This window comes from Butyrivibrio sp. FCS014 (assembly GCF_000526935.1).
GTDB lineage: Bacteria > Bacillota > Clostridia > Lachnospirales > Lachnospiraceae > Butyrivibrio.
Genome location: NZ_JAHA01000019.1, coordinates 1,054,021 through 1,071,694 on the forward strand (window position 1 = coordinate 1,054,021; position 17,674 = coordinate 1,071,694).

Annotated in this window: 14 protein-coding genes; all 14 read right to left on the minus strand. The window is 49.4% G+C overall.

Annotated elements, in window-relative coordinates; all coding sequences use genetic code 11:
• Positions 1-19: 19 nt before the first annotated feature.
• Positions 20-1,432, minus strand: a complete 1,413-nt coding sequence (locus T456_RS0117400) for an MBOAT family O-acyltransferase (protein ID WP_024867281.1) — start codon at positions 1,430-1,432, stop codon at positions 20-22.
• A 217-nt stretch (positions 1,433-1,649) separates the two neighbouring features.
• Entirely contained in the window at positions 1,650-3,347 is a 1,698-nt protein-coding gene (locus T456_RS0117405) for a ribonuclease J (protein ID WP_024867282.1), read from the minus strand.
• A gap of 8 nt (positions 3,348-3,355) precedes the next feature.
• Complete coding sequence (locus tag T456_RS0117410) at positions 3,356-3,622, minus strand: hypothetical protein (protein ID WP_024867283.1); 267 nt, start codon at positions 3,620-3,622, stop codon at positions 3,356-3,358.
• A 51-nt stretch (positions 3,623-3,673) separates the two neighbouring features.
• Positions 3,674-3,889 carry a hypothetical protein gene (locus tag T456_RS0117415; RefSeq protein WP_024867284.1) on the minus strand — a complete coding sequence of 72 codons (216 nt, stop codon included), beginning with the start codon at positions 3,887-3,889 and terminating at the stop codon, positions 3,674-3,676.
• Positions 3,864-5,570, minus strand: coding sequence for an LIC_10190 family membrane protein (locus tag T456_RS0117420; protein WP_024867285.1), 1,707 nt, complete (start codon positions 5,568-5,570; stop codon positions 3,864-3,866). Before T456_RS0117420 ends, T456_RS0117415 begins: the two co-directional genes overlap by 26 nt.
• Positions 5,571-5,583: 13 nt before the next feature.
• Entirely contained in the window at positions 5,584-7,710 is a 2,127-nt protein-coding gene (locus T456_RS0117425) for a glycosyltransferase family 2 protein (protein WP_024867286.1), read from the minus strand.
• 54 nt (positions 7,711-7,764) lie between these two features.
• Complete coding sequence (locus T456_RS0117430; RefSeq protein WP_024867287.1) at positions 7,765-9,885, minus strand: glycosyltransferase family 2 protein; 2,121 nt, start codon at positions 9,883-9,885, stop codon at positions 7,765-7,767.
• Positions 9,886-9,890: 5 nt separating this feature from the next.
• Entirely contained in the window at positions 9,891-12,056 is a 2,166-nt protein-coding gene (locus tag T456_RS22145; RefSeq protein WP_024867288.1) for a class I SAM-dependent methyltransferase, read from the minus strand.
• Between the two features lie 15 nt (positions 12,057-12,071).
• Positions 12,072-13,427, minus strand: coding sequence for an ABC transporter ATP-binding protein (locus T456_RS0117440; RefSeq protein WP_024867289.1), 1,356 nt, complete (start codon positions 13,425-13,427; stop codon positions 12,072-12,074).
• A 67-nt stretch (positions 13,428-13,494) separates the two neighbouring features.
• On the minus strand, positions 13,495-14,496 hold the full coding sequence (locus tag T456_RS0117445; RefSeq protein ID WP_242836009.1) for an ABC transporter permease: 1,002 nt from the start codon (positions 14,494-14,496) through the stop codon (positions 13,495-13,497).
• Positions 14,490-15,038 (minus strand): dTDP-4-dehydrorhamnose 3,5-epimerase, encoded by a 549-nt coding sequence (rfbC, locus tag T456_RS0117450; protein ID WP_024867291.1) that lies wholly within the window; start codon positions 15,036-15,038, stop codon positions 14,490-14,492. The genes T456_RS0117445 and rfbC overlap by 7 nt, the downstream gene beginning before the upstream one ends.
• Positions 15,039-15,097: 59 nt before the next feature.
• A complete protein-coding gene (locus tag T456_RS0117455) occupies positions 15,098-15,604 on the minus strand; it encodes a hypothetical protein (RefSeq protein ID WP_024867292.1) in 507 nt (168 codons plus the stop codon).
• Positions 15,605-15,670: 66 nt separating this feature from the next.
• A complete protein-coding gene (gene rfbA / locus T456_RS0117460; protein WP_024867293.1) occupies positions 15,671-16,540 on the minus strand; it encodes a glucose-1-phosphate thymidylyltransferase RfbA in 870 nt (289 codons plus the stop codon).
• Between the two features lie 13 nt (positions 16,541-16,553).
• Complete coding sequence (gene rfbB / locus T456_RS0117465) at positions 16,554-17,639, minus strand: dTDP-glucose 4,6-dehydratase (protein WP_024867294.1); 1,086 nt, start codon at positions 17,637-17,639, stop codon at positions 16,554-16,556.
• Positions 17,640-17,674: the final 35 nt, after the last annotated feature.

Consider the following 17,674-nt stretch of genomic DNA (forward strand, 5'->3'; position numbering starts at 1 on the left):
TTTCTCCGGGTCATAAAGATCAAAAATCCATATACATATAGTCTGCGGCATCATACCCGGGGCCGTAGATTCCAAGGAGAACTATGGCCAGTATCAGGGCGTATTCAATAAGATACCTGACTATCGGAGGGATCTTCTGCAGTGCCTCCCCAAAAGGAATCTTCATCTTTGTCATGAAAAGATCCATAAAGAAGACTACAAAGGCATACACAAATATGTTACGGTCAAAGGGCTTTACCCCAAGCTCAATAGTCTGAGTCGGAAGCGGAATCTCTCCGGTACTGAATCTCAGCATCCTGGTGATAAAGCTCAATGCAAATTTTGTGCTCGGAGCCCCAAAGAATATCCAGGCAAAGGCCACACACAAGAATGTGATCACAGTCCCAAGTATCCTGTTTGGCTTTATGTTGCGGGATGACAAGATCGCACCTGCGACGCTGTAGATGCCGTGAAGCAATCCCCAGATGATAAAGCTTAGTCCCGCTCCATGCCATAATCCGCAGATCAGGAAGACTATCATGGTGTTCAGAAGCTTTCTTACAAAGCCCTTTCGATTTCCTCCCAGGGGAATATAAATATACTCCTTGAGCCATGATGACAATGATATATGCCATCTTCGCCAGAAGGTCGCTATGTCAGGGGAAAGATATGGGGCGTTAAAGTTCTCTGTCAGCCTGATACCAAGAACCCTGCTGACTCCCACAGCTATGGCACTATACCCGGCAAAGTCACAGTAGATCTGAAGGGTATACATGAGCATCCCGGCAAAAAGCCACTGGCTGCCGTAAATATGGGGATATCCTAAAAGCTTAGGCGTGTACATAGCCAGTCTGTCCGCCACTACGGTCTTCATGAAGAATCCGTAAAGGATCGTAGGGAACGCTATGGACAATCTGTTGTCCTCATCCAGATATACCTTGTGAAGGCTCTTTATCTGCGAAAGAAGCTTTTCGGGCGATTCTATAGGTCCGCTCACAAACTTCGGAAAGAAGCACATGTACAGCATAAAGAACAGCAGGTTCTTTTCAGCGCTCATTTTCCCGCGATAAATGTCCACGATGTAAGCTATTGCCTGGAAGATGTAGTAGGAAAAGCCGATCGGCATTATCAGTTCCCTGAAAATATTGTCGGAAAAGTTCCATTTTGCCACATGTTTAAGAACGAACAGGGAAAAGACACAGCTCATGACCCCGACCACCATGAATAGCCGGGCAAGGGTCTTATTCTTTTTGGCAAAAGAGCCTTCTATGAGCCCCCAAATATAGACAAGAACGGAAGTTGCCAATACCCAGAAGCATGAGTTTCTGTCAAGGTAAGCTATAAACGCAATGCTGGCTGCCAAAAGGAAATATGCCCTGGCGCGCCTGCGGATTGTATAAAAGATTAAAAAGACAACGCCCACAAAGACGAAGCTTTCTATGCTGAATGTCATGACTCCCCTTCTCCCTTAAACTGAACAAATAAAAAAGCAGAATACGAAAAGAAGGCATCTAGTGCCTATTTTCGTATTCTGCCATGTATACACGTTTCTTTTCACAATCCGGGTACTCGCTCTGATAAAGGCGGAGCGACGTAAGCGGTATCATAAAAGCATTGACCTTGCGGCCGCATAACAGCGCAAATTATTTAAATCAATTAAGCAAGTAATATTATAGCATAACGTCGGTGATAAGGACAATGACTATCGGGCCCTTACCGGTATTATCCTTTATCAGATCTTTGGCGATGCGCTCTACTCCCCGGGACATTCTTTCGTCCCTGACGCCCTGTCCGATGCACCTTGCAATTTCCCCGGACACAGCGGTTTCAAGTGCCCCTTTAAGCCCCTGATATTTTTTCTCATCAACAAAGCCGCGACTGGTGATATTTATTCCGGATGCAAGACGCCCTGTCATCTTGTCTATGCAGACCTCGATGACTACAACTCCTGACTCCGAGAGCCGCTCTCTGTCCCTGATAATGGTGCGGTCGATCCTGGTTCTCTCGCTGCCATCCACCAGAATGTCGTGAAGAGAAATGTGATCTGTAACAGAGCAGGTGATGTCGTCAGGTGTTGAAGTGTCCGAATCCGACTGTTCTTCCGGGGCTCTTGCCAGCTCCACCACATCGCCGTTATCGATGAGGAATATATTCTTTGCGGGGATACCCACTTCAGCTGCTATTCTCTTGGCTTCACGTCTGTATCTGTACTCGCCGTGGGCGGGAATAACATAACTAGGGTGGAGTACTGCAAATAGGAGTTTCAGTTCTTCTGCACAGGCGTGACCTGTGGCGTGAAGATCTTGGAAAACTACTGTTGCCCCCTGCTCCTCGAGGCTGTTCAGGGTTCTGTTGAATTCTACCTCATTACCGTGGATTGCGATGGAACTGAAAAGGACAACATCATTCTCTTTTATCCTGATTCCGGGATGGCTTCCCTGAGCGATTTCGGAAATACACTGCACAGACTTTCCGTGACTTCCGGTGGTAAGGAAGATGATCTCGCCGTCTTCATAATCATTCATCCTGTCGGCGCTGACTATCATATCCTCAGGGACATCCACGTAGCCCAGTTTCCCGGCTTCGCTGAATACTTCCAACATCAGCTCGCCTTCCATCACCATCTTTCTTCCGTATTTGCCCGCCAGATTGATGATCTGTTGTATCCTGTCCATATTGGTGGCAAAGGTAACGATGATGAGCCTGCTTCCACGGTATCTGCTGAACATGACATCCAGCTGTTCATAGACATAGAGTTCCGATCTGGAAAAGCCTTCTGTCATTGCGTTTGTGCTGTCTGAAAGAACTGCCAGAACTCCCTTGCTTCCAAGGGCTGTGATCCTGGAGATGTCGCCCATTTTTCCTGTAACCGGGGTCATATCCAGCTTAAAGTCGCCGGTATTGAAGATTATTCCCAGCGGCGTATAGATTGCCAGCATGGCTGAGTCGGGGATACTGTGGCTGGCCTTTATGAACTCGACCTTGAAATCCCCCACGACTATCGTGGCACCCTGCTTTATCACTCTGGTCTTAATGCCCTTTATTCCAAAGTCGGAGAGTCTTTTTTCCACAAGGGCAATAGTCAGAGGCGTGCCGTAAACCGGCACCTTCATTTCTCCCAAAATATAAGGCAGAGCCCCGATGTGATCCTCGTGGCCGTGAGTCAGAACAATACCCTTAAACTTATCCCTGTTCTCCTCAAGGTAAGTCGTGTCGGGGATCATCGCCGTCACTCCGGGCATATTGTCCGGCGGAAAAGACATTCCGCAGTCGATGGCTATAATGCTGTCCTTTGACTCTATCAGAGTCATGTTCATTCCGATCTTATCAAATCCCCCAAGGGGGATAATACGTACGCTGTCTGTCATAGTTCTTTTTAACTTTCAACAAGATTTCCTGCCTCGGCCAGTTCCTCATATATCTTCTCAGGATCAAACTCAGGAGCATATTTACCGGCTACGTCGTATATCTCCTGAATGGTCTCTTCATCTTCGACCAGATCCCGGGCGATCTGAGCCACATCCTGACCTAAGGTCATTTTTTTGCAGACTTGCTTTATAAGCTTTATCTCTTCGCCTTCATCTCGGCCGTTCTGCTTCACTTCCTGATAGTTGAAGCCTTCCCACTCATCAAATAATCCCATAGGCTGCCTCCTCTTTATCTTATCCATCATGTTCTGGATGTGGGTGTCAACTTACTGCGTCCTTAAGCTGGAATAGCCTTCCACATTCAGGCTGTAGTCGCTGCGGTCAAGGGAGAAGTTGGGATTGTAGTACGGATTTCCCTTATCAAGTACTTCCTTCCACTTGGTGCGGAAATGCTCAGACTCTATCTCGTAGCGCTTTGCGTTCTTGCCTTCGAGGTCGAGGCCGCGAGACAGAGATTTATTTTGCCTTGAAACCGTCTTCAAAACTGTCGCCTCTAAGCTCGGTGCGCTCAGCCATCATTCCGTAGCAGCTGCCAGGGTAGACATGATAGCTGTTTACTTCGTCAATTCCGGCTATATAGATTGTCTGTCCGTTCATATCCATGGTGCTCATATCGCTCTTAGGGAATTCAACCGGAACAAGGTAGTAGTCGTCAGTGATGTAATGTTTCACAAACACCAGATCATCGGTGAAATACCTGTCTATCCAGCTAAAGAAGTTTATGGCGATAAGAGCAGCCAGAAAGGCTAACACGATGTTCTTTTTCCTTGCGATTACATCAAGGGCATCTCCCATGACACACAGGGGCAAAAGAAGCATGAATGCCAGGCCGTATCTGATGAAGGGCGCTGTCATAAACCACATCACAAGATTCACCAGTATAGCCATATAGAAAGCCGGAAGGGCGGGATTGGTTGTCTTTTCCCTGATCCTGCCAACAACGCCCAGAATTAGCAGCGGAATCGCCACAATCTGTGAGTAGCACAACATCTCTTCATAATGCTGCTTGTTTTCCCACCAGGGGCCTATCCACTGGCTAACGCTAAGGTCCACCTTATTCACGTCAAAGAGACATCTGCCCCAGACCTTTATCTGGTCCGAATCGATCTTCATATACTCAGCAGGGATCTTCCAGTCAAAGTTAAAAAGGTCTATCGCAGAAACCGGGTAGAAGAGCCAGCCTGACAGTATCACGTTTCGCACCAAATAGGGCAGAAACGAAAGGAATCCTATAAGCAAGAAGAATGTAAGCTCCTTCCACATTTTCTTTTTCACGAGCGCTATAAAGGGCAGTGTCGCAAGGAGTACCACCATAGCTGCAGACAGCTTCATGCTGACAACAAAGATGGCAAGAACCGAAAGATATCCGTAATATGCAATGTCCTCTCTCCGGTCAAAAGAATTTACGGCCACCTCCTCAGCGTATGTGATCCATCCACAGAATATATAAAGAACCATGAACATGGTACTGTAATCCGTTGCCGGGGACTGAAGGCCGGTCATATTACCGAAAGCATAGATGAGGATGGCAACTCTCGCCATGTCTCCGCCGTGTTTTCCGTGCCTGGTGAAATCGAAAAGTCCGTCTATTGCATAGATGGTAAAAAGAACCATCAAGAATCCTGTCATGGTGTGAAGTGCAAAAGGCAGGATAAAGCTCAGGGTAAAGAGAGCGCAAAGAGGCAGATAGGAACTGTTGTACGCGTAATGAAGCTGAAGATTACCCAGCCCCTTTAATACTCCGTACTCCTCAATGAGTCTGATCGCCTGAGCATGGTAGATTCCGGTATCGGTATGGAATGTTCCCCTTGATGTAAAGAAAGCACCGGCCACGATAACAGCAGCAAACAGGATCAGCCTGTTACCGCGAAGTTTCCGTATAACTGAAGTAACAATAGCCTTTATCTCGTCCCGATTAAAGAATGCGGTAACTATGGCAACTGCAAGCATGATAGCATGACAGACTGCACCGACCTTATAAAATATGCTGAAAGTTTCAGCATACACTGTCAGGGTCACAAGGCCGGTGACAATGTAGCCGGTATATCCGATATGCTTATATCCTGGAACGGGAATAAGCTTTGAGAGCGCTTTGTTTACAGCGATTCCTATTGAAAGACATATTGCCGCTATATAGATCCAACTAATAACAACAACTACCATTACTTATCCTTCCTTACTGGGTTCTAAGGCTTGAGTATCCCTCAACATTCAGACTGTAGTCGCTGCGGTCAAGGGAGAAGTTGGGATTGTAGTAAGGATCTCCCTTATCAAGTACTTCCTTCCACTTGGTGCGGAAGTGCTCGGATTCTATCTCGTAGCGCTTTGCGTTCTTGCCTTCAAGGTCAAGACCCCTGGACAATGACTCATAGTGGAACAGCTCAGCAAATGGAGTGAATACGTTGAGGTATCCCTTGTCGCGGAGTTTCAGGCAGAAGTCAACATCGTTGAGACTTACCTGGAAGCTCTCGTCAAAGCCGCCGACTTCATCGAACTTGGCTCTTGATACCATGAGGCAGGCGCCGGTTACGGCGCTGACATCCTGAGCGTAGCAAAGGCGGCCCATGTAGCCGAGGTTCATGCCGGCCTGTCCGTAGTGGGAATGGCCTGCAGTTCTGTGGGCACCAAGTTTAAGCACAACTCCTGCGTGCTGGATCTTGCGGTCCGGGAAATAGAGCTTGCCGCCTACTGCTCCCACATCTGATCTCTGGGCGTACATCAGGAGTTCCTCCATCCAGTTCACGGTGATGACCTGGGTGTCGTTGTTAAGGAGGATGATGTATTCCCCAGTGGACTGGGATACTCCGTAGTTCACGACAGCAGAGAAATTAAAGGGTGCGTCGTAGGTTGCATCGGCCTTGGCAGATGCTGCTGATGCAGTCTGTTCTGTGCCGGCGCCAGCTGCAGCCTTCTGCGCAGGAATCTCTCCTGCTTTTTTAGCGGCGGTGAAATCAACAACCTTAACGATGTCTTTGAGAGCTCCTGTTCTAAGCTCCTCGTAGTATCCGCGGATCTCGCTGCCCTTAGAGTTATTCTCAACAACAATTATTTCGTAGTTGTCGTATACGGACTTCTCATAAATTGAACTAATGCAGCGGCGCAGGTCCTCCGCATGCTCGCAGTTGGGTATGATTATGGAGATCTTGGGGGTTCCTTTGACCTCGTAAGTAATCTTGAAAATAGTCTCAAATGCCCTTGTGCTGGTGATCTTGAAATGATCATAGCCGTGGCGGCGAAGATGGTCAGCTACAGCTCCCTTAGCCGCATCGATGGCATAGGGCTTAGCACTGATGTCAGATGCAACGCTGCCTGCGTGGCTTCTCCAGTAATAAAGGAGCTTTGGCACATGCACGATGTGCTCAGCTCTGTCGGTAAGGCGCAGGATCATGTCGTGGTCCTGGCTTCCGTCAAACTTGGGCCTGAAGAGCTCTGTGCCGTCAAGGAGAGTTCTTTTGAACACACTGAAATGGCAGATATAGTTGTTGGCCCTTAAGTTATCAATTGCATAATCGGGCTTGAAGTGCATGGTTATCATCTTGTTGATGTCATCGCCCTTGAAGGTGGTCTCATCGCAATAGATGTAATCAGCATTCTGCTCGTTGATGGCCTTCACATACCAATAGAGCACCTCGGGATGGAGAATGTCATCGTGGTCGAAGAGTCCTATATACTCGCCGTCAGCAAGTTCAAGGCAGTGGTTGGTGTTGCCGGCAATACCTTCGTTCTTGGCGAGCTTTTGATATTTGATCCTGCAATTGTCAGTGTTCTTAAGTGCTCTCGGGTCCGCCTGATACTCTTTTACAATGGTCTGAACAAGTCCAACATGCTCGTCATCGGAACCATCTGCAAGACACAGCTGCCAGTTCCCATAGGTCTGGGCAAGTACCGACTCGATCATGTCTCTTAAGAACTTCTCAGGTGTGTTGTAGAGCGGAACCAGAATAGAGATAAGAGGCATCTTCTCGAATACGGCGCTTTCCTGCTCCTTCCTCGTCTCCTCGGAAGGGAAGCTCTCTGTGCCGTAGTGAGTCATGGCTCTTTTCTCGACCTGCTTGTACTTGATCTTGGCGATGACGCCCTTGAGGGATCCCTGATTCTTGATCCTGTCCCTCTGGCGGATCACCCAGTGCATGGCATTTCGCGCCGGTGTGGAGGCTTTCCAGATGGGATTGTTCTTAATCCTGTTAAGCTTGAATTCAAGCTCCTGGTTCTTATCCTCCAGCTCAGCAATCCTGCCCGCCAGATCTGCAGTTTTTAATTTCTCCCGCTCGTAGGCGGCCTTGTAATCCATTTCCTGTGACATAATTTCCTCGTAAATCTTCAAAGTCATAGCTTGCTCGCTGCAAGCAGCAGCAAGCTATGACCTTGAATCCCTTATTCTCAATACGTTCGGCACCCAGTTGATCAGCTTCAGCCGGCTGGTCCTGTCAATAGCCAGCATTCCGATCTGGTAGTACCCCGCAGGAAGCGTGTTCTTGTCTATGCGCACCTTATATCCCGTGAGGTCCACATTGACCTGGTCCTGAAGCCGCACCCGAATGTCCGGGCGGTACCAGATATATGGCGAAATGCTGTAAACCTTGGAATTCACCGGGCCCGCGCCGTCTTCGCGGCGCTCCACCTGCCTAAGCAGAAGTTTCTTGTCGTATATCGCATTGTCGGAGCCGATGACAAAGCTGTAGCCCTTGAGGAAGTACCCCTCCTCATGCCCCACAGCCGTAACGCCGTAGAGCCAGTTGTCCATGGTTCCGTTGTACTCACAGCCGATCCTCAGGCACTGATCCTCCCTGGCACCGTGGATTCCCTTCTCGTGAATGGAAACCTCAGCAAGAGGCAGGTCCTCCACGGGAGTGTAATCCTCCTTGGGGATGATGGCTGAAATTGTCTCATCCTCGGTAAGGTGCGGGCTGTAGAAAGGATCCACGTTGTATAGATGTGAGTGCCTTGTCATAAGGGTATCCCCCTCAACAGCCAGCCTCTCCATCTTCTTGGGATCAAGGTTATCAAGCCCCCTTGTCAGGGACTCGTGATGATACAGATAAATGTGGTTGCAGCATACGTTATAGTAGCCCTTCTCGTGGACTGTGTAGCAGAAATCCACGTCGTTGAAAGCAACCTTTAACTGCTCGGGGAATCCGTCCACAGCGGCAAACTTCTTGCGGCTGATCATAAGACATGCGGCTGTCACGCCGATCATGTTGTGAATACCCCTGTTATATCCGAAGTAATGATTCTTGTTGTCGTGCATCTTCTGAAGCTTGTGAACCGGGCCGCGGCGCACATTTGCAATGCCCGCATGCTGGATCAGATCCGTATCCGGGTAGATGAGCTTTGCACCGACCGCTCCAACGTGCCCAAGCTGCGCCTGGGAAACCATCTCACGAAGCCATCCTTCCTTCACGCACTCGATATCATCGTTCATGAAAAGAAGATACTCGCCCTGGCAGTTCCTTGCTCCCTGATTGCACATTGCAGAGAAGTTGAACTCCTGGAGCTTATAGATATAGTTGATCTTGGTCAGGCCGTTCTTCCTGGGTGCGCGGCTTGCGTAAACGCCGTACTTCACCCTGTTGGCGGCGCTACTGCCGTTGTCCACGATGACCACGTCGAAGGTGATGTTCTCGTCGGTATTGGTCTCGATTATTGAATTCAGGCACTGATTAAGGATTTCCGGATGATCCATGGAAGGAATGACAATGCTGACCGTGGTGGGCTTAAGCAGCATATGCCTTGAGCTGTGGAAGTTCCTGCCATAGAAAACATCCTGCTCCGGGCTTCTGTGGAACAGCACCTCTCTTATATGCCCGATGGGGAACTCAAGCCCTGTGCGCTTTCCGAAGGCATGCTCATGTATGGCCAGCATACAGAACAATACGTCCGCGGACAAAAGAGATGCCTCCAGCCCGGTCTGCTCCACCGAGCCGCGCTTATTGGCGGTACCGCCCAGCATCCTTACTGCATTGTCATATTCGACTGCACTTGCATGCATGGTCTCTGCCCTGCACGCAAAGAAACTGCCTATATAAAAGGCATTGAGATATGAATCGGGAGACCAGTCGGGCTTGAAGTAGGGATGAATATACTTCCCGTTTGATGAAACCTCGTCCTCATCTCCGTAAACTACGTTGTGTTCGGGGTGGGCAATGAAATACTGCCTGATGACTTCCTGGGCCTTCTTAACGAGCTTCCCCTTGGGGCTCACAAAGATGTAGACCACGTTGTCATCGCTTTTGATGTCTGAAACTTCCCAGACCTTGGCATAGGGAATAACCTTGACGGTGGGCTCGGGCTTCTTGTGGGGAATCATCTCCCCGTTGGGGCCTTCCTCGTACTGGATGGGAGCCTCGCGCTTAGCAACCGGCTCTTTTTCCATGGCTTTCTGCCACTTGTCGTAAGCCGAAGACTTGGCAGCCACCATCTTGTCGTATTTTTTTATTCTGCGCTTTACAAGCGTATCCTTCGCCAGGTCTTTAAGCATTCCCCTTAGTCCCACTCCTCGTCTTTATAGAACTTCGCTTCGCGTTTTTGCTTTATCTTTCTACCGATCTTTCCGAGAATATTCTCACCCTTTGCGGAAGCCTTCTCCTCCTGGGCTTCCACGGATTCAACCACCGCATCTGCAGATCTTCTGGGCAAAAAAGCCATCAAAAGAGTCAACTTTAAGTGATTGCGCTCCTGTACGCTCAGGGTGTTGCTCTCGAGCCCGAACTCGATGTTGGGGTCGTCGGTGTTGAACACCATGGTGTCGTCCGAGATCCACTGGCCGTTTCCGGGATGGATGCTGATGTTCATACTTCCGTCGGAAAGCGACTTGCCGTTCCAGGTGGCATCGAGAATAGTCACGATGCAGGGCGCAAACGCGGGATCAACCCTGACATTCCTGCAATCGGAGGAAACCCTGATGTCGAGATTAATGATGTTGTTCTCGTCGTACTGCTCCTCAGGGAAGATGGAATCCTCCTCGGAATAACCATCGCCCTCGTCAAGGTAGATCTGAACGCAGTCGTCGGGCCTTGCAGCCTCGCCGCCCCCAAGAAGTTCCTTGGGAACAGTCACCTTTCTGCCAATCTCCTTGTAGATCTCAACCATGGACTTGCGGTTGCCGGTGACGTACTTCTGGAAAGCATACTCCTCATCCAAAAGCTCTGCCATCTCTGCATCGGTAAGACCAAGCCTCTTGTAAACCGGCCTGGGATCGAAGTGTTCGCGCTTCCGATCTTCCAGTCTGTAGCAGTAGAGCGCTCTCCACACCTGCTCTTTTACCGGAATGCACTTACCGTAGGTCCATTCATAATCTATTATAGTCCAAATAGGCCCATTGACCATAATATTCGAGAATATCAGGTCGTAGTCGGAAACGGGATAATCCTCGCGATAACCTATTCGTTTAATGTACTCATTCAAAAGGGCATTAAAGCCCTCCATGTCGTCCCTGTCGATGCACTCATCAAGGAGCGAAGACAAGGGAACTCCGTTGACAAAAGAGAAAATGGCGCAGCCGCCTTTTTCGTCCAACTGGCAGTCATTGATCTCCAGGTCGCCGCCCCTGAACTTCTCCACAAGGTTGAGGTATGCATCCCTGATGCCAAAGACATGCTCTTTTGCAGCCTCGGTCAGCGGGAACTTCCTGATGATCTTCCTGCCCGCCCGGTCGATGGCGATGTCCGTCCTTATCTTGAACTCATCAACACGGTCGTTACTGTATTTGCTGTAGATGGTGTCAAAGCCCGGTCCCAGTATTACTTCAAAAGAGTTAGCGAAATCAGCATACATGCCGTCCCGCACCAGCTCCTCGTAGGCGTGCTTCTCGTTAAAGAGCACCATCCTGTCTCTGTCGTAGTTCCTTACGTTGTCCTGAAGCTCGCCGTGCTTGGGAAGATAGGAATCCGAGTGGATCATGGTCATGAGCTTGTAATCAGGATAAGGATAATAGAAGTGGTAATCATTCATACCACATCTCTTGAAGATATTGATAAGGCCGTTCCTTGAGAAGGTCTTGGCGACACTGTCCGCCGAATAGCCCTCGATTCCGGTAAAGTAGGTGCCAAGATGGTCCTCGGCGCAGCCCGCAAAGTACTTAAGCCCCAGCCTGTTCTCAATGGCGATGACAATCCTTCCGCCCTTTTTAAGGTGCTTCTTAAGCATCATCAGGAACTTCTCGTAGGGGTTGTCGGTGCCGATGTAGCCCTGGCCGTACTCAAACACGCCGATCAGGAAGATGTAGTCAAAATCAGAAGGCAGGTCAGGCTCGATGTCCCTGAAATTGCCAACGTGGATGGTGACGTTGTCACAGTCGCTGTTCCTGGTGGCGTTGATCTCGGAACGCCGCCTTGAAAGGTCGCAGGCCACTACCTCTCTTGCCTTGGAGGAGAGCATGCCCGTGATGGCGCCGCACCCTGAGCCCACTTCAAGAACCTTGGCGCTTTTGTCCATGGGGATCCACTCAACGATGTTGGCCCTCTGGTCGGAAAGGTGATAGAGAATGGGCCAACTGCCCCGCTCTTCGATGACCTTCTGGTACTCTTCCTTCTTGTACTTTTTGACAATCTCAAGAAGGTCGTTCTCTATGGCTCCGTCGCTGTAGAGATCAACCCCCGAGTAATGTTTGAAATTAAGGCTCACACCGCCTATCTTTATGTTTTCCTGCATGTGTTCGTTCCCTGTTTATTCTGCGTCTGTAACCACGCACTTTGACTCCATGTCGTAGTAACCCACCGTGTTCTTGTCCGACACCACCGTCACATTCAGGGCGTCGTAAAGTCTGTGGTAAACCGTAAAGTTATCCTGCTCAAAGCCTGTAACTCCGAAGCTTAAGAGATATTCTCCGCCCTGAAGGTTCATCTTCTGGGTAAAAGAAATATCTTTGACCTGTCCTGCTTTGGCCGGCTCCAGAAATGCCTTCTCCACCATGGAGTTGGTGCCGGTGATCTCGATACCCATGATGTTCTTAAAGGTGAAAGCAAATATAGGTGCTGCAACATCCCTGTTGAAGCGAACCTTCATGTGCACGGTAAATTCCGTGCCCTTGATTATTGAATTGGTTGTAGTTCCTGATGTATCAGTGACAAAAAAGTCTTCAATGACTGCCGCCCCGTCGCCGTACTCAAGGGTGTCGGGGTTCTCGGAATCCTTGCGGGCCTTGCTGCCTTCCTTGCCGTTCTTACCATCGCCGGCTCCCGAAGCATCGGCTTTGCCGCCCTTACCGTCCGCCGCTTTAGCAGCTGCAGCGCGGATCTCCTCGTCATCAAGAAGATTCTCTCCCTCAGCCTTGGGAAGAGGATACTGTCCCACCAACACCTGCTTGTAGATGTCGATCATCTTCTTGGGAGTGCCCTCGCCAAGCATAACGCCCTGGTTCAGGAGCACTGCCCTGTCGCAGTACTTGCTGATGCTGGAAAGGTCGTGGGATACAAAGAGGATGGTCTTACCCTGCTCCTTGAACTCCTCAAACTTGTGATAACACTTGGCCTGGAAGAATACATCTCCCACGGAAAGAGCCTCGTCAACGATAAGTATCTCCGGGTCGATGTTGATGGCCACTGCAAAAGCAAGGCGCACAAACATACCGCTGGAGTAGGTCTTGACCGGCTGATACACGTAGTCGCCGATGTCAGCAAACTCTAAGATAGCATCAAGGCGCTTTGTGATCTCCTCCTCGGAGAAGCCGATCATCATGCCATTCAGATATATGTTATCGATTCCGTTGTATTCCATGTTAAAGCCGGCGCCCAGCTCAAGAAGAGCCGAGATATGGCCGTCCACGTTCACTTCACCCTCGGTGGGAGAAAGAACTCCTGTGATGATCTTGAGGATCGTGGACTTACCGGAGCCGTTGGTGCCGATGATGCCTACGGTCTCGCCCTTTCTGATGGTGAGGTTCACCTTGTTGAGGGCAAGGTGCTCCCGGTACTTCTTACCGCGAAGAAGGCCCAGTGAGTCCTTGAGCCTGTCCATGGGCTTGTCGTAGAGCTTATATACTTTTGTGAGGTCTTTTACCTCAATCGCAATGTCTTTTTCCATGTAAATACCTTAGTAAATAAAATAATGATACAAGTATAATTTTTTCTGTGACCTTGAATCCCTTGTATCATAGCACGTCTGCGAAGTGCGTCTTCGAGCGTTTGAATATCAGCGCACCAAGGCAGAAAGCCGCAACCACAAAGATCCAGAAATAGGTGGATGAGTAGAAGTGCTCAAAGAACCATGTGTCACCGTAGATTGAATTTCTGAAGCCCTCCACGATGTATACCATGGGGTTGAGCTTGACGATCCACTGATATTTGTCGGGAACGATGTCGATATTCCAAAGGATGGGAGTTGCCCACTGGAACAGCTGCAGGAAGATACTGATGATCTGCAGAAGATCCCTGAAGAACACCACGATGGCGCAGGTGGCGTAGCTTAGTGACAGCACCAGAATGAACTCACAGCCGATGTAATATATGATCTGCAGCCAGTAAATATTGGGATAATATCCGTATACGCAGGCGATGATCATCAGAACGCCGATGAAGAACACGTGGATGAACATGGCCGCAATTATCTTGATTATGGGCAGAATACTGATCTTGAAAAGAACCTTCTTCACCAGGTAGTTGTACTCAAGAAGTGAAGTGGTTCCGTTGGTCAGCGCCTCTGTAAAGAAGAACCAGGGCACAAGTCCGGACGTAAGAAACAGGACGTATGGAATCTCCACACCTCCTGATACCGCCTGGGCTCTTTGACGGAACACTATGTCGAAAACAATGTAATACATTACAACAGTGACCACCGGCTGAGCCAGTGCCCACACGATACCCATATAGGAACCGGCATAGCGCTTCTTGAAATCATTGATGGCAAGACGCTTTATGAGATTCCTGGAGTGGAACAGCTCCACCGGAAGTACCATGAGCCTGTCATACCAAACAAAGATCAGGATGCAGCTGATGCCTATAAGAAGGCATCCGCATACCTTCTTGAGCATCTCGGTGTGCGGATCCGCCAATGGGTTATTATGAAAGATAACAAGCAGCGCCAAAGCCAGCGCCAGTGCGTAGAAAATCCCCAAGATCATCTTCTTGGAGACCCTCTTTGATCCTGTTAACAAAACTCCTTGATTCCTCCCCACTTTGTATCTTTCTCGGAAAGATTAAGCTTAACGCCCTCCTGAAGAGGCCACTCTACTCCGATGTCGGGATCGTCCCACTTAAGGCCGCCCTCATCATCGGGGTGATAGAAATCCGAGCACTTGTAAGCGAACTCGGCGTAATCGGATAATACCAAAAATCCATGGGCAAAGCCCTTGGGAATAAAGAACTGCTTCTTATTCTCAGCTGAAAGCACAACTCCGAACCACTTTCCGAAGGTCTTTGAGTCCTTTCGAAGGTCCACAGCCACATCAAAAACCTCGCCGTTTATGCAGCGAACCAGCTTGTCCTGAGGGAACTGCTTCTGGAAGTGGAGCCCCCTGAGCACACCTCTGCTGCTGGCTGACTGGTTGTCCTGAACGAACTCAACGTCTATGCCCGCTGCAACGAAATCATTCTTGTTGTAGGTCTCAACAAAGTATCCTCTGGCATCACCGAAAACCTTGGGTGTGATGACCTTAAGTCCCTCTATTTCACATGTTTCTACTGTAATCTGTCCCATTTTAAATTCATCTCCGATTTAATTTTTTATAATTTATTGTCCGTCTCCGGGAAAAGAGCTTATGGTGAACCCACTACGCTGCCGCCGGGAATAAACTCTCCGAAGCCTCCCGGAGGCGCTGTAGGCGGCGTTGTAAGATAGCCGTCCGCATCAACCGGCGGCTCGCCTGTTCCCTCAGGGTTTGGATTCTGAAGCTCTCCAACCACGGCCATTCCCGTGCCTGCTCTGTCCTCTTCCTCCGTGGAAGCTGCAATACCGCTCTCGTCAGTGTTCTCACTGCCTAAGCCGGTCGACTTTTGGATCACTACAACAGCAGGGATCTTCTCGGTCTCGTCAAAAAAGTCTTCATCATACATGAAGGCACCGAGATTATCACCAATCTGCTGGCCGTAGATAACCTCCTCAGTAGCTTCGGTGGCGGCTTCTTCAGTCTGGGTTGCTTTCCTGTTACCCCAGCCGAACATACTATTTATTTTGTCAGCATTGGTGGCGTACACGATCACCAGCACCAGAATAAAGGCGCTTATGATGGTGAGGATCGCCATCCTAAAGACCTTAGAATCCATAAGTGTCCCCCGTCACAAGGAAGTTCCGCTCTCGCGCACCAGCCTCAAAAGAACCTCGGCAAGTGCTTACAGTCCGTTAGCTACTTCAACCAGGTATTTTCCATAATCTGTCTTCATCAGAGGCTCAGCCAGTTTAAGCAGCTGCTCCTTGTCGATGAAGCCTCTCTTGTAGGCAATCTCCTCGATGCAGGAGATGTACAGGCCCTGTCTCTTCTGGAATGCGCACACAAAATCCGAAGCATCAAGAAGGGAATCGTGGTTGCCGGTGTCAAGCCATGCAAAACCGCGGCCCATGGTCTCCACCCGAAGCTCGCCCCTTGAAAGGTACTCGTTGTTGATACTGGTTATCTCAATCTCACCGCGGGGTGAGGGTTTAACATTCTTTGCAATCTCCACAACCTTGTTGTCATAGAAGTAAAGTCCCGGAACCGCATAGTTGCTCTTGGGATGCTCGGGCTTCTCCTCGATGCTGATAGCTTTGCCGTTCTCGTCGAACTCAACAACGCCGTAGGCTCTGGGGTCACGAACGTAGTATCCAAAGATCGTAGCTCCGCTCTCACGGGAAGCAACTTCCCTAAGGAGCTTACTAAAGCTCTGTCCGTAAAAGATATTGTCACCAAGCACCAGGGCAACGGAATCCGAGCCGATAAAGTCGGCGCCGATGATAAAGGCATCGGCCAGGCCGCGGGGCTGTTCCTGAACAGCGTAGCTGAACTTCATTCCCAGCTGCTCGCCGGTTCCGAAGAGTTCCTCAAACATGGGGAGGTCTCTCGGGGTTGATATAATAAGCACTTCTCTGATCCCTGCCAGCATCAGTGTTGACAGAGGATAATAGATCATTGGCTTGTCATAGACAGGCATCATCTGCTTGGACATGGCTCTGGTCAGAGGATAAAGTCTGGTGCCGGAACCGCCTGCAAGAATAATTCCCTTCATGTGTATTCCTCCATTATCTGTTTGCGTACATCTTCTCGTAGTACTTCTCGTAATCTCCGCTGGTAACGTGCTCCATCCACTCCTGGTGCTCAAAGTACCACTTGATGGTCTTGCGGATACCTTCCTTGAACATGGTCTCAGGTTCCCAGCCGATCTCTTTTTTGATCTTGTCAGGGGCGATTGCATAGCGGCGATCGTGTCCCTTTCTGTCGGTAACGTACTTGATAAGGTCGTAGGAGAGCTTCTCTTTTCTGGGATCGGAATCATCCAGCTCGTCCCTGAGTACGTCGATTATGGTCTTAACTATCTCAATGTTCTGCTTCTCATTGTGTCCGCCTACGTTGTAGGTCTCGAAGAGTCTGCCCTTCTCCTGAACCATGTCGATGGCCTTGGCGTGGTCCTCAACATAGAGCCAGTCTCTTACATTCTTGCCGTCTCCGTATACAGGCAGGTCTTTGCCTGCAAGAGCGTTGTTGATGATAAGAGGGATCAGCTTCTCCGGGAACTGGTAAGGTCCGTAGTTGTTGGAGCAGTTGGTGATGTTGGCGGGGAACTTGTAAGTGTCCATGTAGGCCTTCACCAGCATGTCTGAGCTTGCCTTACTTGCTGAGTAAGGGCTGTGAGGATCATAGGGTGTTGTCTCATAGAAGTAAGCGTTGGGATCCTCATCAAGAGAGCCGTAAACCTCATCAGTTGATACGTGGAGGAACTTCTTGCCCTCTTTAAAAGAGCCATCGGGAAGCTCCCAGGCTTTCTTGGCAGCGTTAAGCATTGTAGCTGTTCCAAGAACGTTGGTCTGAACAAAGACCTCGGGATTGACGATAGACCTGTCAACATGGCTCTCAGCCGCAAAGTGCACAACTCTGTCGATATCATTTTCCTCAAAGAGCTTATTGATGGCATCGCGGTCGCAGATGTCAGCCTTAACAAAGGTATAGTTCTCGCGGCCCTCGATGTCCTTGAGATTCTCAAGGTTTCCTGCGTAGGTCAGAGCATCCACATTGATGATGCGGATCTCATCCCCGTATTTCTTAAACATATAGTGAATGTAGTTCGAGCCGATGAAGCCTGCTCCACCGGTAACCAGATAAGTTCTCATGAAATCTGTCCTTTCATCTTAAAGTATTAAAAAAC